This is a genomic window from Pseudomonas sp. NFACC10-1 (genome assembly GCF_900119195.1).
Taxonomy (GTDB): domain Bacteria; phylum Pseudomonadota; class Gammaproteobacteria; order Pseudomonadales; family Pseudomonadaceae; genus Aquipseudomonas; species Aquipseudomonas cerasi.
Window position 1 is genome coordinate 276,036 of sequence record NZ_FPJB01000003.1, and the last position, 16,478, is coordinate 292,513.

The window sequence follows — 16,478 nt, forward strand, 5'->3', positions numbered from 1 at the left end:
TTCCAGGCTTCACTTCCGCTGCTGCGCCAATAACCGCTCCAGCCTTGCCTCCAGCCGGCGCTTGATCTCGTTTTCGATATGTGGGGCGAAGTCGTCGATCACGTCCTGCATGATCAATTGCGCGGCTGCGCGCAACTCGCTGTCCAGATGTAACAGTGCATCAGGGTTGGGCTGGGCTTGCGGCTGGGCTGTCTGCTGCACCTGCGGGGCGGGCGCTGTATGGGTATCAGGTGTCAGCGTCGGGATGTCGTCTTCGTCGAAGTCCTGTTGATACGCCGCGTCGGGGCGAGCGCCGACGACATCGAACAACAGGGGAATCTGGCCTTCGGGACGAGCCGTGTCGTTCGACACGGGGGAGTGAGCGGGGTCATCGCCGAGCAGTTGGCGGATCGACTCGAGGTCGTTCAGCAAGTGCGCGGATTCAGCTTTTTTTGAAGTATCCATCGTGTCCTCAAAGGCGCTGCAGTCGGTGATCTTGCGGAGGATAGCCCTGTTCTCGATAGGAACGGAAACTCTCGCGTGCGGCAAGACGTATGGCGGGGTCTTCGACAACGACTTCGGCCACGCGGGCGAAACGTTTGAAGAAGGCCGGAATGCTCAGGTCGAGGTTGACCAGCAGGTCACTGTGTTCGCCCGAGTCGTCGCCCAGGCCCAGTACCACGGCAGCATCGTGATCGCTCTCGGCGTCGCCATGGGGTAGAAACACTTCACCTCTGAAACGCCAGAGCCGGGCATCGAGGTCCTCACGCTGCGCAGCATCGCTGCAATGCAGATAGACCTTGTGACCCAGACGCCAGGCCTTTTCCGTCAGCTTGCAGGCAAAGTCCAGGCGGGCCGCAGGATCGGCGCTGGGCAGGATGTAGAAGTCGACTTGAGTCATGTGGGTTCCAGAACCGGAGGCGTATCGACTGTGCAGTCGATACGCCAGGGTCTCTTTTTATACGCCGGCGCGGTCGAGCAGGTATTGGGTCAGCAGCGGAACCGGACGCCCGGTGGCGCCTTTTTCCTTGCCGCCGCTCAGCCATGCCGTGCCGGCGATGTCCAGGTGAGCCCAGTGGTAGGCCTTGGTGAAGCGCGACAGGAAGCAGGCCGCGGTGATGGTGCCGCCTTTCGGGCCGCCGATGTTGGCGATGTCGGCGAACGGGCTGTCGAGTTGCTCTTGGTACTCATCGAACAACGGCAACTGCCAGGCACGGTCATCGGCCTGTTTGCCCGCGTCGAGCAACTGATTGATCAGCGCGTCGTTATTGCCCAGCAGGCCGGAGGTGTGGCCGCCCAGTGCAACGACGCAGGCGCCGGTCAGGGTTGCGATATCGATGACCGCCTGCGGCTTGAAACGCTCGGCGTAGGTCAGTGCATCGCACAGCACCAGACGGCCTTCGGCGTCGGTGTTGAGGATTTCGACGGTCTGGCCGCTCATGGTCGTGACGATGTCGCCCGGACGTGTCGCGGTGCCGCTCGGCATGTTTTCGGCACAGGCCAGAATGCACACCAGATTGATCGGCAGCTTCAATTCGAGCACCGCACGCAGGGTGCCGAACACGCTGGCAGCGCCGCACATGTCGAACTTCATCTCGTCCATGCCCGAGGCAGGCTTGATGCTGATGCCGCCGGTATCGAAGGTGATGCCTTTACCGACCAGCACGAACGGCTGGTCGCCTTTTTTGGCACCCTGGTAGTTCATGACGATGAGGCGCGGCGGCTGGGCGCTGCCCTGTGCTACCGCGAGGAAAGAACCCATGCCCAGGTCGGCCAGTTTCTTCTCGTCGTGGACTTCCACTTTCAGGTTCTTGTGTGCCTTGCCCAGCGCCTTGGCTTCTTCGCCCAGGTAGGTCGGGTGGCAGATGTTCGGCGGCAGATTGCCGAGGTCGCGGGTCAGTGCCATGCCGGTGGCGATTGCCTGAGCGTGAGTCGACGCGCGCTCGACATCGGCCGCCTTGACCTTGTCGGTCAGCAGGGTGATTTTCTTCAGGGCGCGAACTTCGGCTTTCTGGCTCTTGAAGCGGTCGAAGACGTATTCACCGTCGGCCAGGGCTTCGACCAGCAGACGAGCCATGCCATAGGTGTCGCGGTTTTTCACCGCCAGGTCATCGAGCGCGATCGCTGCATCGGTACCGCCCAGGCCCTTGAGGCAGGTGAGCGCTGCGCCGACGAGTTTTTTCAACTGACGGTCCGACAGCTCGTCTTCCTTGCCCGTACCCACCAGCAGCACGCGTTCGGCCTTGATGTTGGGCAGATTGTGCAACAGCAGGCTCTGGCCGACCTTGCCGGCCAGATCGCCGCGCTTGAGGATCAGCGAAATGGCTCCGCCGCTGAGGATATCCACCGTCCTGGCCGCACCGGCCAGTACACGGCTTTCACCGACGGTGACCACCAGCGTTGCGGTTTTCAAGGTTTCTGGGCTTACGCTTTTAACAACCAATTCCATGTGGGGTCCCCGAATAGACGATGAGAGTCGCAATATAAATGTCGTACGCGGCATGGCCTGAGTGTTTTCAGGGGTGATGCCTGCGCTAAGCCTTGCAGTTTGACCCCGCTGCACGACTGCTGACAACCCCGCAGAGCTGCCTGTCTGGCGTCTATGTGCGAACTATCCCCGGTGCGCAGTGACAGAAACACACAATCACAGGATAATGCCGCATATTTTTTGAGGCCCACGCCTTTTTTCGGCGTGAAGCTCTGGTTGCCGTGGCTCACAAATTTTCCCTGTTTGGCTGCCTGAGCCTGACAACTCTGGAGTGTCTGGTTTGATTGTCTTCCGTTATCTGTCCCGAGAAGTGCTGCTTACCTTGAGTGCGGTCAGCGCCGTACTGCTGGTCTTCATCATGAGCGGACGCTTCATCAAGTACCTGGCGCAGGCCGCATCCGGTGCACTCGATCCGGGCGTACTGTTCCTGATCATGGGCTTCCGCCTGCCGGGCTTTCTGCAGGTCATTCTGCCCCTTGGCCTGTTCCTCGGCATCCTCATGGCGTACGGACGCCTGTACCTGGAAAGCGAGATGACCGTGCTGGCCGCCACCGGCATGAGTCAGCAGCGTCTGCTGGCCTTCACCATGGGGCCGGCCACGCTGGTCGGTCTGCTGGTTGCCTGGCTGAGCTTCAGCCTGGCTCCGCAGGGCGCTACGCAGTTTTCGCTGCTGATCAATCAGCAGGACGCCATGACCGAGTTCGACACGCTGGTGCCGGGCCGTTTTCAGGCGCTGCGCGACGGTACGCGTATCACCTACACCAAGGAACTGTCGGAGGACCGCTCGCAACTGGCCGGTGTGTTCATCTCTGAAAAGCGCATGTCCAGCGACAAGAGCAAGGACAACGGCATCACCGTGCTGGTCGCGGAGAAGGGCCACCAGGAGGTACGGCCCAACGGCAGTCGCTTCCTGATCCTCGAGAACGGCTATCGCTATGACGGCAATCCCGGGGCGGCCGACTATCGCGTGATCAAGTACGACACCTACGGGGCGATGCTGCCCAAGCCGGAAATCAGTGAAGAAATCACCGACCGTGAAGCCATTCCGACCAGCGAGCTGATCGGCAACCCGGCACCGCGTTCCGTGGCCGAGTTGCAGTGGCGTATTTCGCTGCCGCTGTCGGTGTTCATCGTGACACTGATGGCCATTCCGCTGTCACGGGTCAATCCGCGTCAGGGCCGTTACCTGAAACTGCTGCCGGCGATCCTGCTGTATATGTCGTACCTGGCCATTCTGATTTCGGTGCGCAGTTCGCTGGAGAAAGGCAAGCTGCCACTTAGTCTGGGGATGTGGTGGGTGCATGCCATCTACCTGTCCATCGGCCTGTTGCTGTTCTATTGGGAGCCTCTGCGTCTGAAGATGGCGAGTCGTCGCAGCGTCACGGAGGTGACTCGTGGTCAAGCTTGATCGATACATTGGCAAAAGCGTCCTGCTGGCGATTCTCGCGGTTCTGGGCATCATTCTGGGTCTGGTCTCGCTGTTCGCGTTCATCGACGAGATGGGCGATATCAGCGACACCTACACACTGGCGGATGCCCTCAGCTACGTCATGCTGACGGCGCCACGTCGTGTCTACGACACCTTGCCGATGGCCGCCCTGATCGGTTGCCTGATCGGTCTGGGTACGCTGGCCAGCAGCAGCGAGCTGACCATCATGCGTGCGGCGGGTGTGTCCATCGGGCGCATCGTCTGGGCGGTCATGAAGCCTATGCTGCTGCTGATGATCGCGGGCGTGCTGGTCGGCGAATACGTCGCTCCCTACGCCGAGAACCAGGCCCAGGCCGCGCGCTCGCTGGCGCAGGGCTCAGGTGATGCGCAGAGCGCCCGTCATGGTCTGTGGCACCGCCAGGGCGATGAGTTCATCCACATCAACACGGTACAGCCCAATGGCCTGATGCTCGGTGTGACACGTTATCGTTTCGACGATCAGCGCCACATGCTGACCTCCAGCTTTGCCAAAGAGGCCAACTTCAAAACCGATTACTGGGAATTGAAGGACGTCACCACCACGCACTTCAATGACGGCAGCACCAAGGTCATCAACACCCCGGTCGAGCGTTGGGACGTGGCGCTGAGCCCACAACTGCTGAGCACGGTGATCATGCCGCCCGAGTCGCTGTCCATCAGCGGCCTCTGGAGCTACGCGCATTACCTGGCTGATCAGGGCTTGAGCAATGGCCGCTACTGGCTGGCATTCTGGACCAAGGTCCTGCAACCGGCGGTGACCGTCGCATTGGTGCTGATGGCGATCTCGTTCATCTTCGGCCCGCTGCGTTCGGTTACGCTGGGGCAGCGCGTGTTCACCGGTGTGGTGGTCGGCTTTACCTTCCGCATCATTCAGGACCTGCTCGGTCCATCGAGCTTGCTGTTCGGCTTCCCGCCTTTGCTGGCAGTGCTGCTGCCTGCTGCCGCCTGTGCGCTGGCCGGGGTACTTCTGTTACGCCGCGCCGGGTAATGCATCCGCCTTATTGAAAAGAGCCGACCCTTGGGTCGGCTTTTTTCATGGGCGCTTGCGGAGCCCTGCAAATCCCGCATGCAAAAAAGCCCCTGGCATCGCTGCCAGAGGCCTTCTTGTATCTGCGTGGGTGCGTCGTTATCAGCCTTCGGCTTGAACTTCGTCAGCCTGCATGCCTTTCTGGCCCTGCACCGCAACGAAGGTAACTTTCTGACCTTCTTTCAGGCTCTTGAAGCCGTTACCCTGAATGGCGCGGAAGTGTACGAACAGATCCGGCCCGCTCTCAGGAGTGATAAAACCAAAACCTTTTTCGTCGTTGAACCACTTGACGGTACCGCTCTGACGTTCAGCCATTTTCTTATTTCCTTGACGCTTGACTTGAATTGGTTACAGCCTCTTTCGTATGAAAGAGCACTGGGGCTGGTTGCAGGAAGTAAGAAACGTAGAACGGGTTGTAGCAAACCTAGAGCTACTGCCCAGGTCCAGATTCGGCGACCCATGCAAACACAGTTCGGAAACTCTACGCCAAGTCCCGTTACAAATACAACCCCCTTGCTTGGCACCCCGTTTCCGGGGCTTTGGCCTTGTATGTGCAGTGTTTGCGCCGCGTGCACGGTGATTGATCCGTCATAACATTTTGCACTTTATAGGTGCATTTTTTGCATATATGACAGGCTGTTCACGTGTTCGAAATACTGACGAAACACTGCTGGGGAACAGCGCTTCAGCAACACCGAAGTGTTGCTGTTTTTTTGACGCCGCTATTTAACCGCGGAAGTAACGTTGCGCAACAAAAGGCATTTTTGCGACGAGCATGGGGACTCTCTTGCCGCGCACCATTGCCCAGACAGATGTATTCAGCGCCGTGTAATCGTTATGCAGATAACCCATGGCCAGCGGCCCGGTCAGCGACGGTCCAAAACCGCCGCTGCATACGGTGCCGATAACAGCGCCCTGTTCATCGACGATCTCGGTACCTTCACGCACGGGTGTGCGCTCCTGGGGGAGCAGGCCGACTCGCTTCTTGCTGACGCCGTTCTGTTGCTGGGCAAAGATTCGCTCGGCGCCCGGAAAGCCGCCTGCACGCGCACCGTCGGCGCGACGCACTTTGGAAATGGCCCACAACAGACTGGCCTCGATCGGCGAGGTATGTGTGTCCATGTCATGGCCGTACAGGCACAGACCGGCTTCCAGTCGCAGCGAATCACGTGCGCCCAGACCGATCGGTGCCACTTCCGGCTCATCCAAGAGGCGGCGTGCCAGGGCTTCAGCCTGTTCGGCAGGCACTGAAATTTCATAGCCGTCTTCACCGGTATAACCCGAGCGACTGACATAGCATTTGACGCCGAGCAGCGTGACGCTGGCGAACTGCATGAAGGTCATTTTGGCAACTTCCGGGGCGAGGCGTGCCAGTACGGTCACCGCGGCCGGCCCTTGCAGCGCAAGCAGGGCGCGTTCTTCGAACAGTGGTTCGATCTTGCAATGCCCGGCCAGGTGCTTGCACAGGTGCGCCAGATCCTGATCCTTGCAGGCCGCGTTGACCACCAGCATCAACTGGTCGTTGCCGAGATTGGCCACCATCAGGTCATCGAGAATGCCGCCGTTCTCGTCGGTGAACATCGCGTAACGCTGCATGCCGACCGGCAGGTCAATGATGTCCACCGGCACCAGGGCTTCGAGTGCCTTGGCCGCGTCCGTACCGGTGAGGCGAATCTGGCCCATGTGCGAGACATCGAACAGACCGGCCTGTGCGCGGGTGTGCAGGTGCTCTTTCATTACGCCAGCCGGGTATTGAACAGGCATGTCGTAACCGGCGAAGGGCACCATCTTCGCGCCGAGTTCGCGGTGCAGGGCGTGCAGGGGAGTGGTCAGCAGTGATTCTGTGGACATGTTCGATTCCTTGTTGAGCGGGCCGTGCCAATGGCATTGCCTGTGCGCGCAGCGCGATCAGGCAATGCCAGGCGGGGCTGTCACGCTTCCTGATAGTTCTCGATGGACGGGCAGGCGCAGACCAGGTTGCGGTCGCCGAAGACGTTGTCGACACGACCGACCGGAGGCCAGTACTTGTTCTCGATCAACGAATCGACCGGGTACACCGCCTGTTCGCGGCTGTAAGGATGGCTCCATTGGCCGACGATTTCGGCAGCGGTATGCGGCGCGTTTTTCAGCGGGTTGTCATCCTTGTCCAGGGTGCCGTTTTCAACTGCGCGGATTTCTTCGCGGATCTTGATCATGGCATCGCAGAAGCGGTCCAGTTCTTCTCTGGATTCACTCTCGGTCGGCTCGATCATCAGCGTCCCGGCGACCGGGAACGACATGGTCGGGGCATGGAAGCCGAAATCGATCAGGCGCTTGGCCACGTCGTCGACGCTGATGCCGCTGCTGTCCTTGATCGGGCGCAGGTCTAGGATGCACTCGTGGGCGACCAGACCATTGCTGCCGGTGTAGAGCACAGGGTAATGCTCCTCCAGGCGGCGCGAGATGTAGTTGGCGTTGAGAATCGCCAGTTGCGAAGCGCGTTTGAGGCCGTCACCGCCCATCATGCGGATGTACATCCAGGTAATGGGCAGAATGCTGGCGCTGCCGAACGGTGCTGCGCAGACCGCGCCTTCCTTGCGCTCCATGCGTGCATGGCCGGGCATGAACGGCGCGAGATGGGATTTTACGCCGATCGGGCCAACGCCCGGGCCGCCACCGCCGTGGGGGATGCAGAACGTCTTGTGCAGGTTGAGGTGCGACACGTCGCCGCCGAACTTGCCCGGAGCGCAGAGACCAACCATGGCGTTCATGTTTGCGCCATCGATGTAGACCTGGCCACCGTTGTCATGAACGATGCCACAGATTTCGCGAATGCCTTCTTCGAACACGCCGTGGGTCGACGGGTAAGTGATCATGATTGCCGCAAGCTGGTCACGATGCTGAATGGCCTTGGCGCGCAGGTCTTCCATGTCGACGTTGCCGCGTGCATCACAAGCAGTCACTACGACGCGCATACCCGCCATGTTGGCAGTCGCCGGGTTGGTACCGTGCGCCGAGGACGGGATCAGGCAGATGTCGCGATGTTCATCGCCACGGCTCTGGTGATAGGCGCGGATCGCCAGCAGTCCGGCGTATTCACCCTGTGAACCGGCGTTCGGCTGCAGCGAGATCGCGTCATAACCGGTGGCCGCACAGAGCATGGCCTCCAGTTCGTCGGTCAGTTGCTGGTAACCGGCGCTTTGCTCGGCCGGAGCAAACGGGTGCAGGTTGCCGAACTCGGCCCAGGTCACCGGGATCATTTCGCTGGCAGCGTTGAGCTTCATGGTGCACGAGCCCAGCGGAATCATGGTGCGATCCAGCGCCAGGTCCTTGTCGGCCAGTTTGCGCAGGTAGCGCATCAGCTCGGTTTCCGAGTGATAGCGGTTGAACACCGGGTGGCTGAGGATCGCTGACTGACGCAACAGCCCGGCCGGCAGACGCGATTGCACGCTGTCTGCCAATGCGGCGAAGTCCGGCAAGCTCTGGCCTTCGCTGGCGAAGATTGCCCACAGGGTTTCGACGGCCGACTGCGAGGTGGTTTCGTCCAGCGACAGACCCAGACGCTGGTCATCGATTTCGCGCAGGTTGATGTGCCTGGCGCGTGCGGCGGCATGCAGTGCAGCGGTTCTGCCGCCGGTGTGCAGGGTCAGGCTGTCGAAGAAAAATGCCTGCTCGGCCTTCAGGCCCAGGCTGCTCAGGCCTTCAGCCAGAATTGCGGTCAGGTGGTGAACGCGATTGGCGATCTGTGTCAGGCCGCGCGGACCATGATAGACCGCGTACATGCTGGCGATGTTGGCCAGCAGCACCTGCGCGGTGCAGATGTTGCTGGTGGCCTTCTCGCGACGAATATGCTGTTCGCGGGTCTGCATGGCCAGACGCAGGGCCTGCTTGCCGTGACGATCTACCGACACGCCGACCAGACGGCCGGGCATGTCACGTTTGAAGGCATCGCGGGTCGAGAAGTAGGCCGCATGCGGGCCGCCGAAGCCCAGCGGCACGCCGAAGCGTTGCGCGCTCCCGATTGCCACGTCAGCGCCGAATTCGCCTGGCGGGGTCAGCAGGGTGAGGGCCAGCAGGTCGGCAGCCACGGCGACCAGTGCATTGGCCGCGTGGAAGCGCTCGACCAGCTCTCGGTAATCGAATACGTCACCATTGCTGGCCGGGTATTGCAGCAGCGCGCCGAAGTAATCGCTGACATCGCCCAGCTCGTGCTCGTCGGCTACGACCACGGTGATGCCCAGCGGCTCGGCGCGGGTACGCAGCACGTCGAGGGTCTGCGGGTGGCAGTGGCTGGACGCGAAAAACTGTTGGCTAGCCTTGTTTTTGCTCAAGCGTTTGCAAAAGGTCATTGCCTCGGCGGCCGCGGTGGCTTCGTCGAGCAGAGAGGCGTTGGCAATCGGCAGGCCGGTGAGGTCGCTGATCAGTGTCTGGAAATTGAGCAGTGACTCCAGGCGGCCTTGGGAAATTTCTGGCTGATAGGGCGTGTAGGCGGTGTACCAGGCCGGGTTTTCCAGCAGGTTGCGCAGGATCGGTGCTGGCGTGTGGGTGTTGTAGTAACCCTGGCCGATGTAGGTCTTGAACAGCTGATTCTTGCTGGCGATGGCCTTGATGGAGGCCAGCGCATCAGCTTCGCTCTGCCCGGCAGGCAGGTTCAAAACGCTGGTGCCCTTGATGCTTTCCGGAATGACGCTTTCGCTCAGCGCATCAATTGAATCGAAACCCAGTGTTTGCAGCATGGCCTGCTCGTCGGCCGCCCGGGGGCCAATGTGACGGGCGATGAATTCGTTGGCAGTGCTCAGTTCAATACGGTCAGTCATGGCGTGCTCCTCAGGCTTCGGCGTTGGCTTTGATCAGGCGGTCGTAGGCGTCCTGATCCAACAGGCCGTTAATGGCGTTGGCATCTTGTGGAACGAAGCGGAAGAACCAGCCCGCACCCAGGGCATCTTCATTGACCAGCTCCGGTGTGGCGTCGAGGGCGGAATTGACCTCGACGACTTCACCGTCCAGCGGCATGTTGATGCTGCTGGCCGCTTTCACCGATTCCACCACTGACACTTCAGCGTGTTGAGTGTAGGCCTGTAATTCCGGGAGCTGCACGAAGACTACGTCGCCCAGCGATTCCTGCGCATAGGGCGTAATGCCGACCGTCACGCTGCCGTCGGTTTCGGCACGCAGCCATTCATGGTCAACGGTGAATCGCAAATCGCTCATACAAACTCCTAGGAGAACAGGGCTCGCGCAGCACGCGAACAATATGAGCTATGACTTAGCAATTTAGCGGCCATGTTTTGTTTTTTTAATTAAATCAAAGGGTTGTATGTTTTTTAACTGAGCCTTTAGATCTTGGGTGTAGCGAAAACGCTACAGTCGTCAGGTATTTGAAAATACCTGACTGATCAAGGCCTTGATACGCACGGAATGAGGTGTTTTGGAGTGAAATCGTTACAGTGGAGCGTTTTCGTTACGAGTGGGTTGCAGTGAGTGCATCCATCCCGCAGTGGTCATCGTTATCAAGCAGGCTGGACGCATCCGTCGCGCGTCACCCTTTACCTGACGCAGCTTTCTTTTCCGGTGAGCACAAAAATGTTTCGAGCTCTTCAAGCGGCAGCGGCTTGCTGATCAGATAACCCTGGATTTGATCGCAGTGGTTTTCCCTCAGGAACGCCAGTTGTTCCGGGGTTTCCACACCCTCGGCGATCACCTGCAGGTCGAGGCTGTGAGCCAGCTCGATGATGGCTCTGGCAATGGCCGCGTCCTGTGGATTGCTGGTCACTTCACGAATGAATGCGATGTCGATTTTAAGCTTGTCGATAGGAAAGCGGCGCAGGTACGCCAGGCTTGAATAGCCGGTGCCGAAGTCATCGATGGAAATACTCACGCGATTGGCCCGCAGCGCTCCCAGGGTGGCGATGGTGTGCGTGGTATTTTCCATCAGCGAACTTTCTGTCAGTTCGACCTCAAGCCACTGCGGCGCAACATTGTGTTTTTCGAGGGCCTGACGAATGTCGGCAACCAGGCTGCTGCTGGAAATCTGTTGCCCCGAAATGTTGACCGCTACCTGAAACAAGCCCAGCCCGGAGCGTTGCCAGCGCGCGATCTGCGCGCAGACGCTGTCGACCACCCAGTTGCCGACTTCACCGATCAGGCCGAGGCTTTCCAGTACAGGAACGAATACAGCGGGCGAAACGCCCGGGTGGCCTGGGCGTGGCCAGCGCAACAGCGCCTCAAGCCCGCATATGCGGTCGTTGTTGAGGTCCAGCTTGGGTTGGTAGACGATTTCGAAGGACTGATTACGCACGGCTTCGCGCAGGGCAGCCTCAAGGTCCAGGCGTGCCGAAACATCGGCGTTCATCTGCGGCGTATAGAACCGGTAGTTGTCCGGGCCGATTTTTCGGGCGCTGTTCATGGCGGTGTAGGCGTGTCTGATCAGCTCGCGTGAGTCTTCGCCGTCCTCCGGGTACAGCGCAATACCGATGCTGGCGGTCATGACCAGGCTCTGGCCTTCTATGTGGAAGGGCGCTCGCAATGCGTTGCGGATGCGCTCGAGCGTTTGCCGGGTATCCGCCTGGCCGGGACGAAGCATCAGAATCAGGGCGAACTGATCGCCGTCCACGCGGCCAAGGGTGTCGCTGGCATTCAGGCAGTTCGACAGTCGGCGGCTGACTTCCAGCAGCACCTCATCGCCCAGCACATGCCCCCAGGTTTCGTTGATGTTCTTGAAACCGTCGATATTGACCGTCAGGGCCGCCAGCTTCCAGCGACTGATGGCCGCCTGGGTCATGCCCATTTGCAGGCTGGTAAAAAACAGGTCCCGGTTGGGCAGGCCGGTCAGCGTGTCGTAGTGGGCCATGGTCAGCAGGCGTTGGTCGCTTTCCTTGCGCCGGGTGATGTCGCGCACGATGCCGACGATGACCCAGTCCTCGCCGGTGCGGTACGCCTGGCGATGGATTTCGACCTCGACATCCCGGCCACTTTTGTCGCGAATCTGGGTTTCCAGTGGCTCGCTGGGGCCTTTGCCGGCAATGATCTGGTCGTACACGACCTCAAGCTGCTCCATGGACGTTTCGCCCAGTTCGGCAGGCGTCTTGTGTGACAGTTCCTCAGCGGTGTAGCCGAGCAACTGGCAGGCGCGGCGGTTGAATTCGATCAGGCTCATGGTGTTGCGGTTGATCAGGAAAATCGCGTCTTCGGAAGCGTCCATCACCGTGCGAAAGCGCTCGAGATCGATGGTGCGCTGCTGCAATTGGTCTTCGAGGATCAGGCTGTGGCTTTTCAGGTAGTCGCCAAAGGACTTGAGGCGCAGCAGATTACGCACACGCAGCCACAGTTCGGCGCTGTCCACAGGCTTGTTGAGGTATTCCTCGGCCCCGGCCTCCAGTCCCGAAAGGCGGGCACTCTGCTCGTCGAGAGCCGAGAGCATGATGATCGGTATATTGGCGGTGCCCTTTTCGGCCTTGAGCTGGGTGGCGACTTCATAGCCGTCCATGCCCGGCATCATGATATCGAGCAGGATCAGGTCGGGTGCCTGTTGTTTGACCATGGCCAGCGCCAGCTCGCCTGATTCCGCCGTCAGTGTCCGATAACCCTGGTTCTGCAAGAGCACCTCCAGCAGGTCCCGGACATGGACGTCGTCATCGATAATCAGGATGGTCGCGGCGCTCTGGGTCATATCGAATGCTCAGGTAATGGACTGTTGAGGCAGATTTTTTTCCAGCAGGGTGTCGATGACCCGGTACAACTCCTTGTAGCGCAACGGCTTGATAACATAAGCGTTGCAGCCCGCCAGGCGGATCTTCTCCTTGTCTTCCTTCATGGCCATCGCGGTCAGTGCGATCACCGGGATCGCGGCTGTGCCGGCGTCTTTCTTCAATAGCGACGTGGCGGTCAGGCCGTCCATTTCCGGCAGATGGATGTCCATCAGGATCAGGTCGGGCTGGCGCTCGCGAGCCAGTTTCAGGCCGCTTTCGGCATCGACGGCCGACAGCACAGCGTGCCCGGCGCTGGTCAGCAACAGCTCTGCCAGACGCATATTCGCCGCGTTGTCTTCAATGATCAGGATCTGGGCCATCGTGCCTCCGCTGATTCAGGTGAGCGGATGGGCAGCCACACAACGAAGCGTGCGCCGAGGTCTTTCACGCTGGCCACTGCGACGCAGCCGCCGTGAAGTTCGGCGAGCTGCTTGACCATCGCCAGGCCCAGTCCGGTGCCTTCGAATTTGCGTGCCAGGCCGCTGTCGATCTGGCTGAACGCCTTGAACAGCGTGTTCATGTCGCTTTGGGCGATGCCGATTCCGGTGTCGCTGACACTCAGTTCCAGAAACTGCTCACAGTCGCTGGAGGGAAGCGCAAATCCGTATGTCGGCCAGTCACCGTCGATAAGGCCTGCCTGAGCAAGCGGCACCAGACGCACCGCCAGTGTCACCCAGCCACCGGGCTCGCTGAATTTCACGGCGTTGGCCAGCAGGTTGTAGACGATCTGTTTGGTCTTGCGCCGGTCGAGCTCAAGCACGCCGAAGTCGGCCTCTGTTTCCAGCTTCAGCTGGATATGTTGCAGTGCCGCTTGCTCGCGAACGATCAGCAGGCTGTTGCCGAGCAGTTCGTCCAGATCCACCGATTCGAGCTCCAGCGTCATCATGCCGGCCTCGACCTTGGACAGGTCGAGAATGTCATTGATCAGTGACAACAGATGCTGGCCGCTATTGAAGATATCGCCTATGTAGCGTCGCTGGGCATCGGTCATGTCGCCGACCATGCCGTCCCTGAGTGCCTCGGAAAAACCGATCACGGCGTTCAGCGGCGTGCGCAGTTCGTGCGACATGGTGGCAAGAAACTCGGACTTCATGTGGCTGGCGTGTTCCAGCTCGATATTCTTTTCTTCCAGTGTTCGCTCGAAACGCTTGCGCTCGGTCACGTCGCGGGCTGCGGCGAAGACACCCTTGAGCTTGCGGTCACGGTCGTGAAAGGTGGCAGCGTTGTAGGACACCACGGTTTCAGTGCCGTCATAGGCCCGCACGGTAAGTTCGTAGTCACTGACCTTGTGCTCGCTGAGCACGCGCTTGATCGCGGCATCGGCACTCGCCGGGTCGGTGAAGAAGTTTTTGCAGGGCGCACCGATCAATTCGTCGCGGGTGCGCCCGGTCAGCGCCATCATCTGCTTGTTGACGTCGGAAATGATGCCTTGCGGGTCGGTCATCATCAGCGCATCGATGTTCGATTCGATCAGCGAGCGGGTATAGAACTGTTGGTCCCGCAAGCGCTGATCCAGTAATGCCTGAGCTTCTTCTTCCTGTTTGCGCGCAGTGTTGTCGGTGCCGATCAGCAGATAACCGATGATGGTTTCGGCGCTGTCGCGCAGCGATGTGACCGAGACCATGGCCGACAGGCGGCTGCCATCCTTGCGGATGTAGGTGAGTTCGTAGATGTCTTCGATGCCACGCGAAGCCTTGAACACCAGAGCCTCGAAGCCCGGTGTGATGGGCGTGTTGAGTTCATGGCTGAGGGCTGCTGCGCGGATGATGAGCTCGGCGGGGTCGGAGATGTCGGCAGGTGTGATTTTGTCGACAACGTCCTCGGAGTGATAACCGAGCATGCGTTCGGCGCCGACATTGAATATCTGGATAACGCCGTGTTCGTCTGTTGCGATGCTGGAGAAATAGGCGCTGTTGAAAATGGCATCCTGCAGTGCACCAGTCTTGAGGAGGATTTTCTGGCGGCGGGATTCGACGATTTTTTCAGCGCGAGACTGAGCATCGACGAGCGGGCGGTCCACTGGCGAGGTTGGCATATGACTTCCCGGTACTACCTGACCTTTATGCCATTACGGCCGTAATCACACTACGGACATCCATTCAAATGGATGATAAGAGGTTCATGGACAATACCAGATCGTTATCGGCAGATTAGTTATTAAATGAAACTTCTCGGAATATATTTTCGATAAATGACGCTAATCGACTAACGCTTGTCGGGAATTCCATATTTTCGCAGGCGATGAGCGATTGCGGTGTGCGAGGTATGCAGGCGATTGGCCAGTTGGCGGGTGGAAGGGTAGTCCGCATAAAGCTTTTCCAGCAGATTCCGCTCAAAGGTTTCGACGGCATGTTCGAGACTGTCGATCGAGCTGTCGTTCTGACGCGCCACGGCGGTGCCAGCGATATCCAGGTCGCCTATATCCACTTGAGTGTGTTCGCAGATGGCGGCCGCGCGAAAAATCACGTTTTGCAATTGCCGCACGTTGCCTGGCCAGCGGTTGCCGAGCAGGGCAGGGTAGGTGCCGGGTGCGAGCCTGCAGACCGGACGCTGAATCTGTGCGCACGCCTGTTCCATGAAGTATCGGGCCAGTAACAGAATGTCCTGACCGCGCTCGCGCAACGGCGGAACCTCCAGATTGAGGACGTTGAGGCGGTAGAACAGGTCTTCACGGAAGGAGCCTTCGCTGACCATTTTTTCCAGATCGCGGTGGGTGGCGCTGAGAATGCGCACATTGACCCTTACTTCCCGATCACCACCGACGCGGCGGAAGCTGCCATCGTTGAGAAAACGCAGCAATTTGGCTTGCAGATAGGGTGACATTTCGCCGATTTCATCGAGGAATACGGTGCCTTGGTTGGCCAGTTCCATCAGCCCCGGTTTACCGCCACGCTGGGCCCCGGTAAAGGCCCCCGGGGCATAGCCGAACAGTTCGCTTTCAGCGAGGTTTTCCGGCAGCGCTGCGCAGTTCAGAGCCAGGAACGGCTCGCCGTGGCGGGCGCTGCTGGCGTGACAGGCGCGGGCAACCAACTCTTTGCCGGTGCCGGTTTCACCCTGAATCAGCAGCGGTGCATCCAGCGCCGCCACCCGTTGCGCCCGTGCCTTGAGGGTGCGAATGGCGGCTGAGTCGCCAAGCAAGGCGTCGAAACCTTCGGCGTGATCATGGTGCAAGGCCGACAGGCGTTCGCCGATTCGGCTGGGCAGGTACAGGGTAATCAGCGCGCCGGCTTCGGTAATCGGCGTGGCGTCCAGCAGCAGGGCTTCACCGTTCAGGTTGATCTCGCGCAGCGGCAGACGAAAGCCGTTTTCCAGCAACGCGACATGCAGACTGGGGTCGCTGAACAGCTCACCGATGGATTCACCCGCGGGCTCCCGGCCAATCAGCGCGATGAGTGCCGGGTTGGCCAGCAGCACGTGCCCGGCGCTGTCCAGAGCCAGCACCGGGTCAGTCATGGCGGCGAGCAACGCGTCCAGTTGCAGGTGGCGACGCTGCCCCGGAAGGATATCGACCACAGTGATCGCTTCCACACCTCTGACCCGAAACAGCGCGTCCTTGAGCTCTTCGAGCATCTGATGGCTGAGCGTCGGCGCATCGATGTACACATTGGGCGGCACCATCTCCACTGCGTCCAGATTCAGATTGCGTCCACCCAGAATCGCCAGCACTTCCTGGGTGATACCGACGCGGTCGATGAAGCTGACATGGATGCGCATGGGGCGATGACGGTTCGCGAATGAGAGGGCGGCAAGTATGCCTTGTGGCGGCAGGTTTGGTGAAATCCGCTTGTG

General features: G+C 59.9%; 13 protein-coding genes. 2 read left to right on the top strand and 11 right to left on the bottom strand.

The window, feature by feature from the left end; genetic code table 11:
* Positions 1 to 9: 9 nt before the first annotated feature.
* Genes BT119_RS09930 through BT119_RS09940 form a run of 3 tightly spaced genes read right to left on the bottom strand, consistent with a single transcriptional unit; the run spans position 10 to position 2,428 of the window.
* On the bottom strand, positions 10 to 444 hold the full coding sequence (locus tag BT119_RS09930) for a DNA polymerase III subunit chi (protein ID WP_072365560.1): 435 nt from the start codon (positions 442 to 444) through the stop codon (positions 10 to 12).
* Positions 445 to 451: 7 nt separating this feature from the next.
* Positions 452 to 880 (bottom strand): DNA polymerase III subunit chi, encoded by a 429-nt coding sequence (locus tag BT119_RS09935; RefSeq protein ID WP_002552284.1) that lies wholly within the window; start codon positions 878 to 880, stop codon positions 452 to 454.
* A gap of 57 nt (positions 881 to 937) precedes the next feature.
* Positions 938 to 2,428 carry a leucyl aminopeptidase gene (locus BT119_RS09940; RefSeq protein ID WP_003365340.1) on the bottom strand — a complete coding sequence of 497 codons (1,491 nt, stop codon included), beginning with the start codon at positions 2,426 to 2,428 and terminating at the stop codon, positions 938 to 940.
* A 319-nt stretch (positions 2,429 to 2,747) separates the two neighbouring features.
* Here BT119_RS09940 and lptF point away from each other — a divergent pair, with 319 nt between their 5' ends.
* Both lptF and lptG read left to right on the top strand, forming a co-directional pair.
* Positions 2,748 to 3,875 (top strand): LPS export ABC transporter permease LptF, encoded by a 1,128-nt coding sequence (gene lptF, locus BT119_RS09945; protein ID WP_072365562.1) that lies wholly within the window; start codon positions 2,748 to 2,750, stop codon positions 3,873 to 3,875.
* Positions 3,862 to 4,923 carry an LPS export ABC transporter permease LptG gene (lptG, locus tag BT119_RS09950; RefSeq protein WP_003433604.1) on the top strand — a complete coding sequence of 354 codons (1,062 nt, stop codon included), beginning with the start codon at positions 3,862 to 3,864 and terminating at the stop codon, positions 4,921 to 4,923. The genes lptF and lptG overlap by 14 nt, the downstream gene beginning before the upstream one ends.
* Positions 4,924 to 5,064: 141 nt before the next feature.
* Here the strand turns inward: lptG and BT119_RS09955 are convergent, their stop codons facing one another.
* The 8 genes from BT119_RS09955 to BT119_RS09990 all read right to left on the bottom strand — a co-directional run bounded on the left by BT119_RS09955 (position 5,065) and on the right by BT119_RS09990 (position 16,403).
* Positions 5,065 to 5,277, bottom strand: a complete 213-nt coding sequence (locus BT119_RS09955) for a cold-shock protein (RefSeq protein ID WP_003365337.1) — start codon at positions 5,275 to 5,277, stop codon at positions 5,065 to 5,067.
* 411 nt (positions 5,278 to 5,688) lie between these two features.
* The gene (gcvT, locus tag BT119_RS09960) at positions 5,689 to 6,813 is read right to left on the bottom strand and encodes a glycine cleavage system aminomethyltransferase GcvT (protein ID WP_003365335.1); all 1,125 of its coding nucleotides are present in this window, start codon (positions 6,811 to 6,813) and stop codon (positions 5,689 to 5,691) included.
* Between the two features lie 80 nt (positions 6,814 to 6,893).
* Positions 6,894 to 9,758, bottom strand: a complete 2,865-nt coding sequence (gcvP, locus tag BT119_RS09965; protein ID WP_072365564.1) for an aminomethyl-transferring glycine dehydrogenase — start codon at positions 9,756 to 9,758, stop codon at positions 6,894 to 6,896.
* 10 nt (positions 9,759 to 9,768) lie between these two features.
* Positions 9,769 to 10,152, bottom strand: coding sequence for a glycine cleavage system protein GcvH (gcvH, locus tag BT119_RS09970; RefSeq protein ID WP_003365331.1), 384 nt, complete (start codon positions 10,150 to 10,152; stop codon positions 9,769 to 9,771).
* Between the two features lie 328 nt (positions 10,153 to 10,480).
* On the bottom strand, positions 10,481 to 12,610 hold the full coding sequence (locus BT119_RS09975; RefSeq protein ID WP_003433601.1) for a putative bifunctional diguanylate cyclase/phosphodiesterase: 2,130 nt from the start codon (positions 12,608 to 12,610) through the stop codon (positions 10,481 to 10,483).
* A 9-nt stretch (positions 12,611 to 12,619) separates the two neighbouring features.
* Positions 12,620 to 13,009 (bottom strand): response regulator, encoded by a 390-nt coding sequence (locus BT119_RS09980; RefSeq protein ID WP_003365327.1) that lies wholly within the window; start codon positions 13,007 to 13,009, stop codon positions 12,620 to 12,622.
* Positions 12,994 to 14,724 carry a PAS domain-containing sensor histidine kinase gene (locus BT119_RS09985; protein WP_003433600.1) on the bottom strand — a complete coding sequence of 577 codons (1,731 nt, stop codon included), beginning with the start codon at positions 14,722 to 14,724 and terminating at the stop codon, positions 12,994 to 12,996. Before BT119_RS09985 ends, BT119_RS09980 begins: the two co-directional genes overlap by 16 nt.
* A 170-nt stretch (positions 14,725 to 14,894) precedes the next feature.
* Positions 14,895 to 16,403 carry a sigma-54-dependent transcriptional regulator gene (locus tag BT119_RS09990; protein ID WP_003433599.1) on the bottom strand — a complete coding sequence of 503 codons (1,509 nt, stop codon included), beginning with the start codon at positions 16,401 to 16,403 and terminating at the stop codon, positions 14,895 to 14,897.
* Between the last annotated feature and the right edge of the window lie 75 nt (positions 16,404 to 16,478).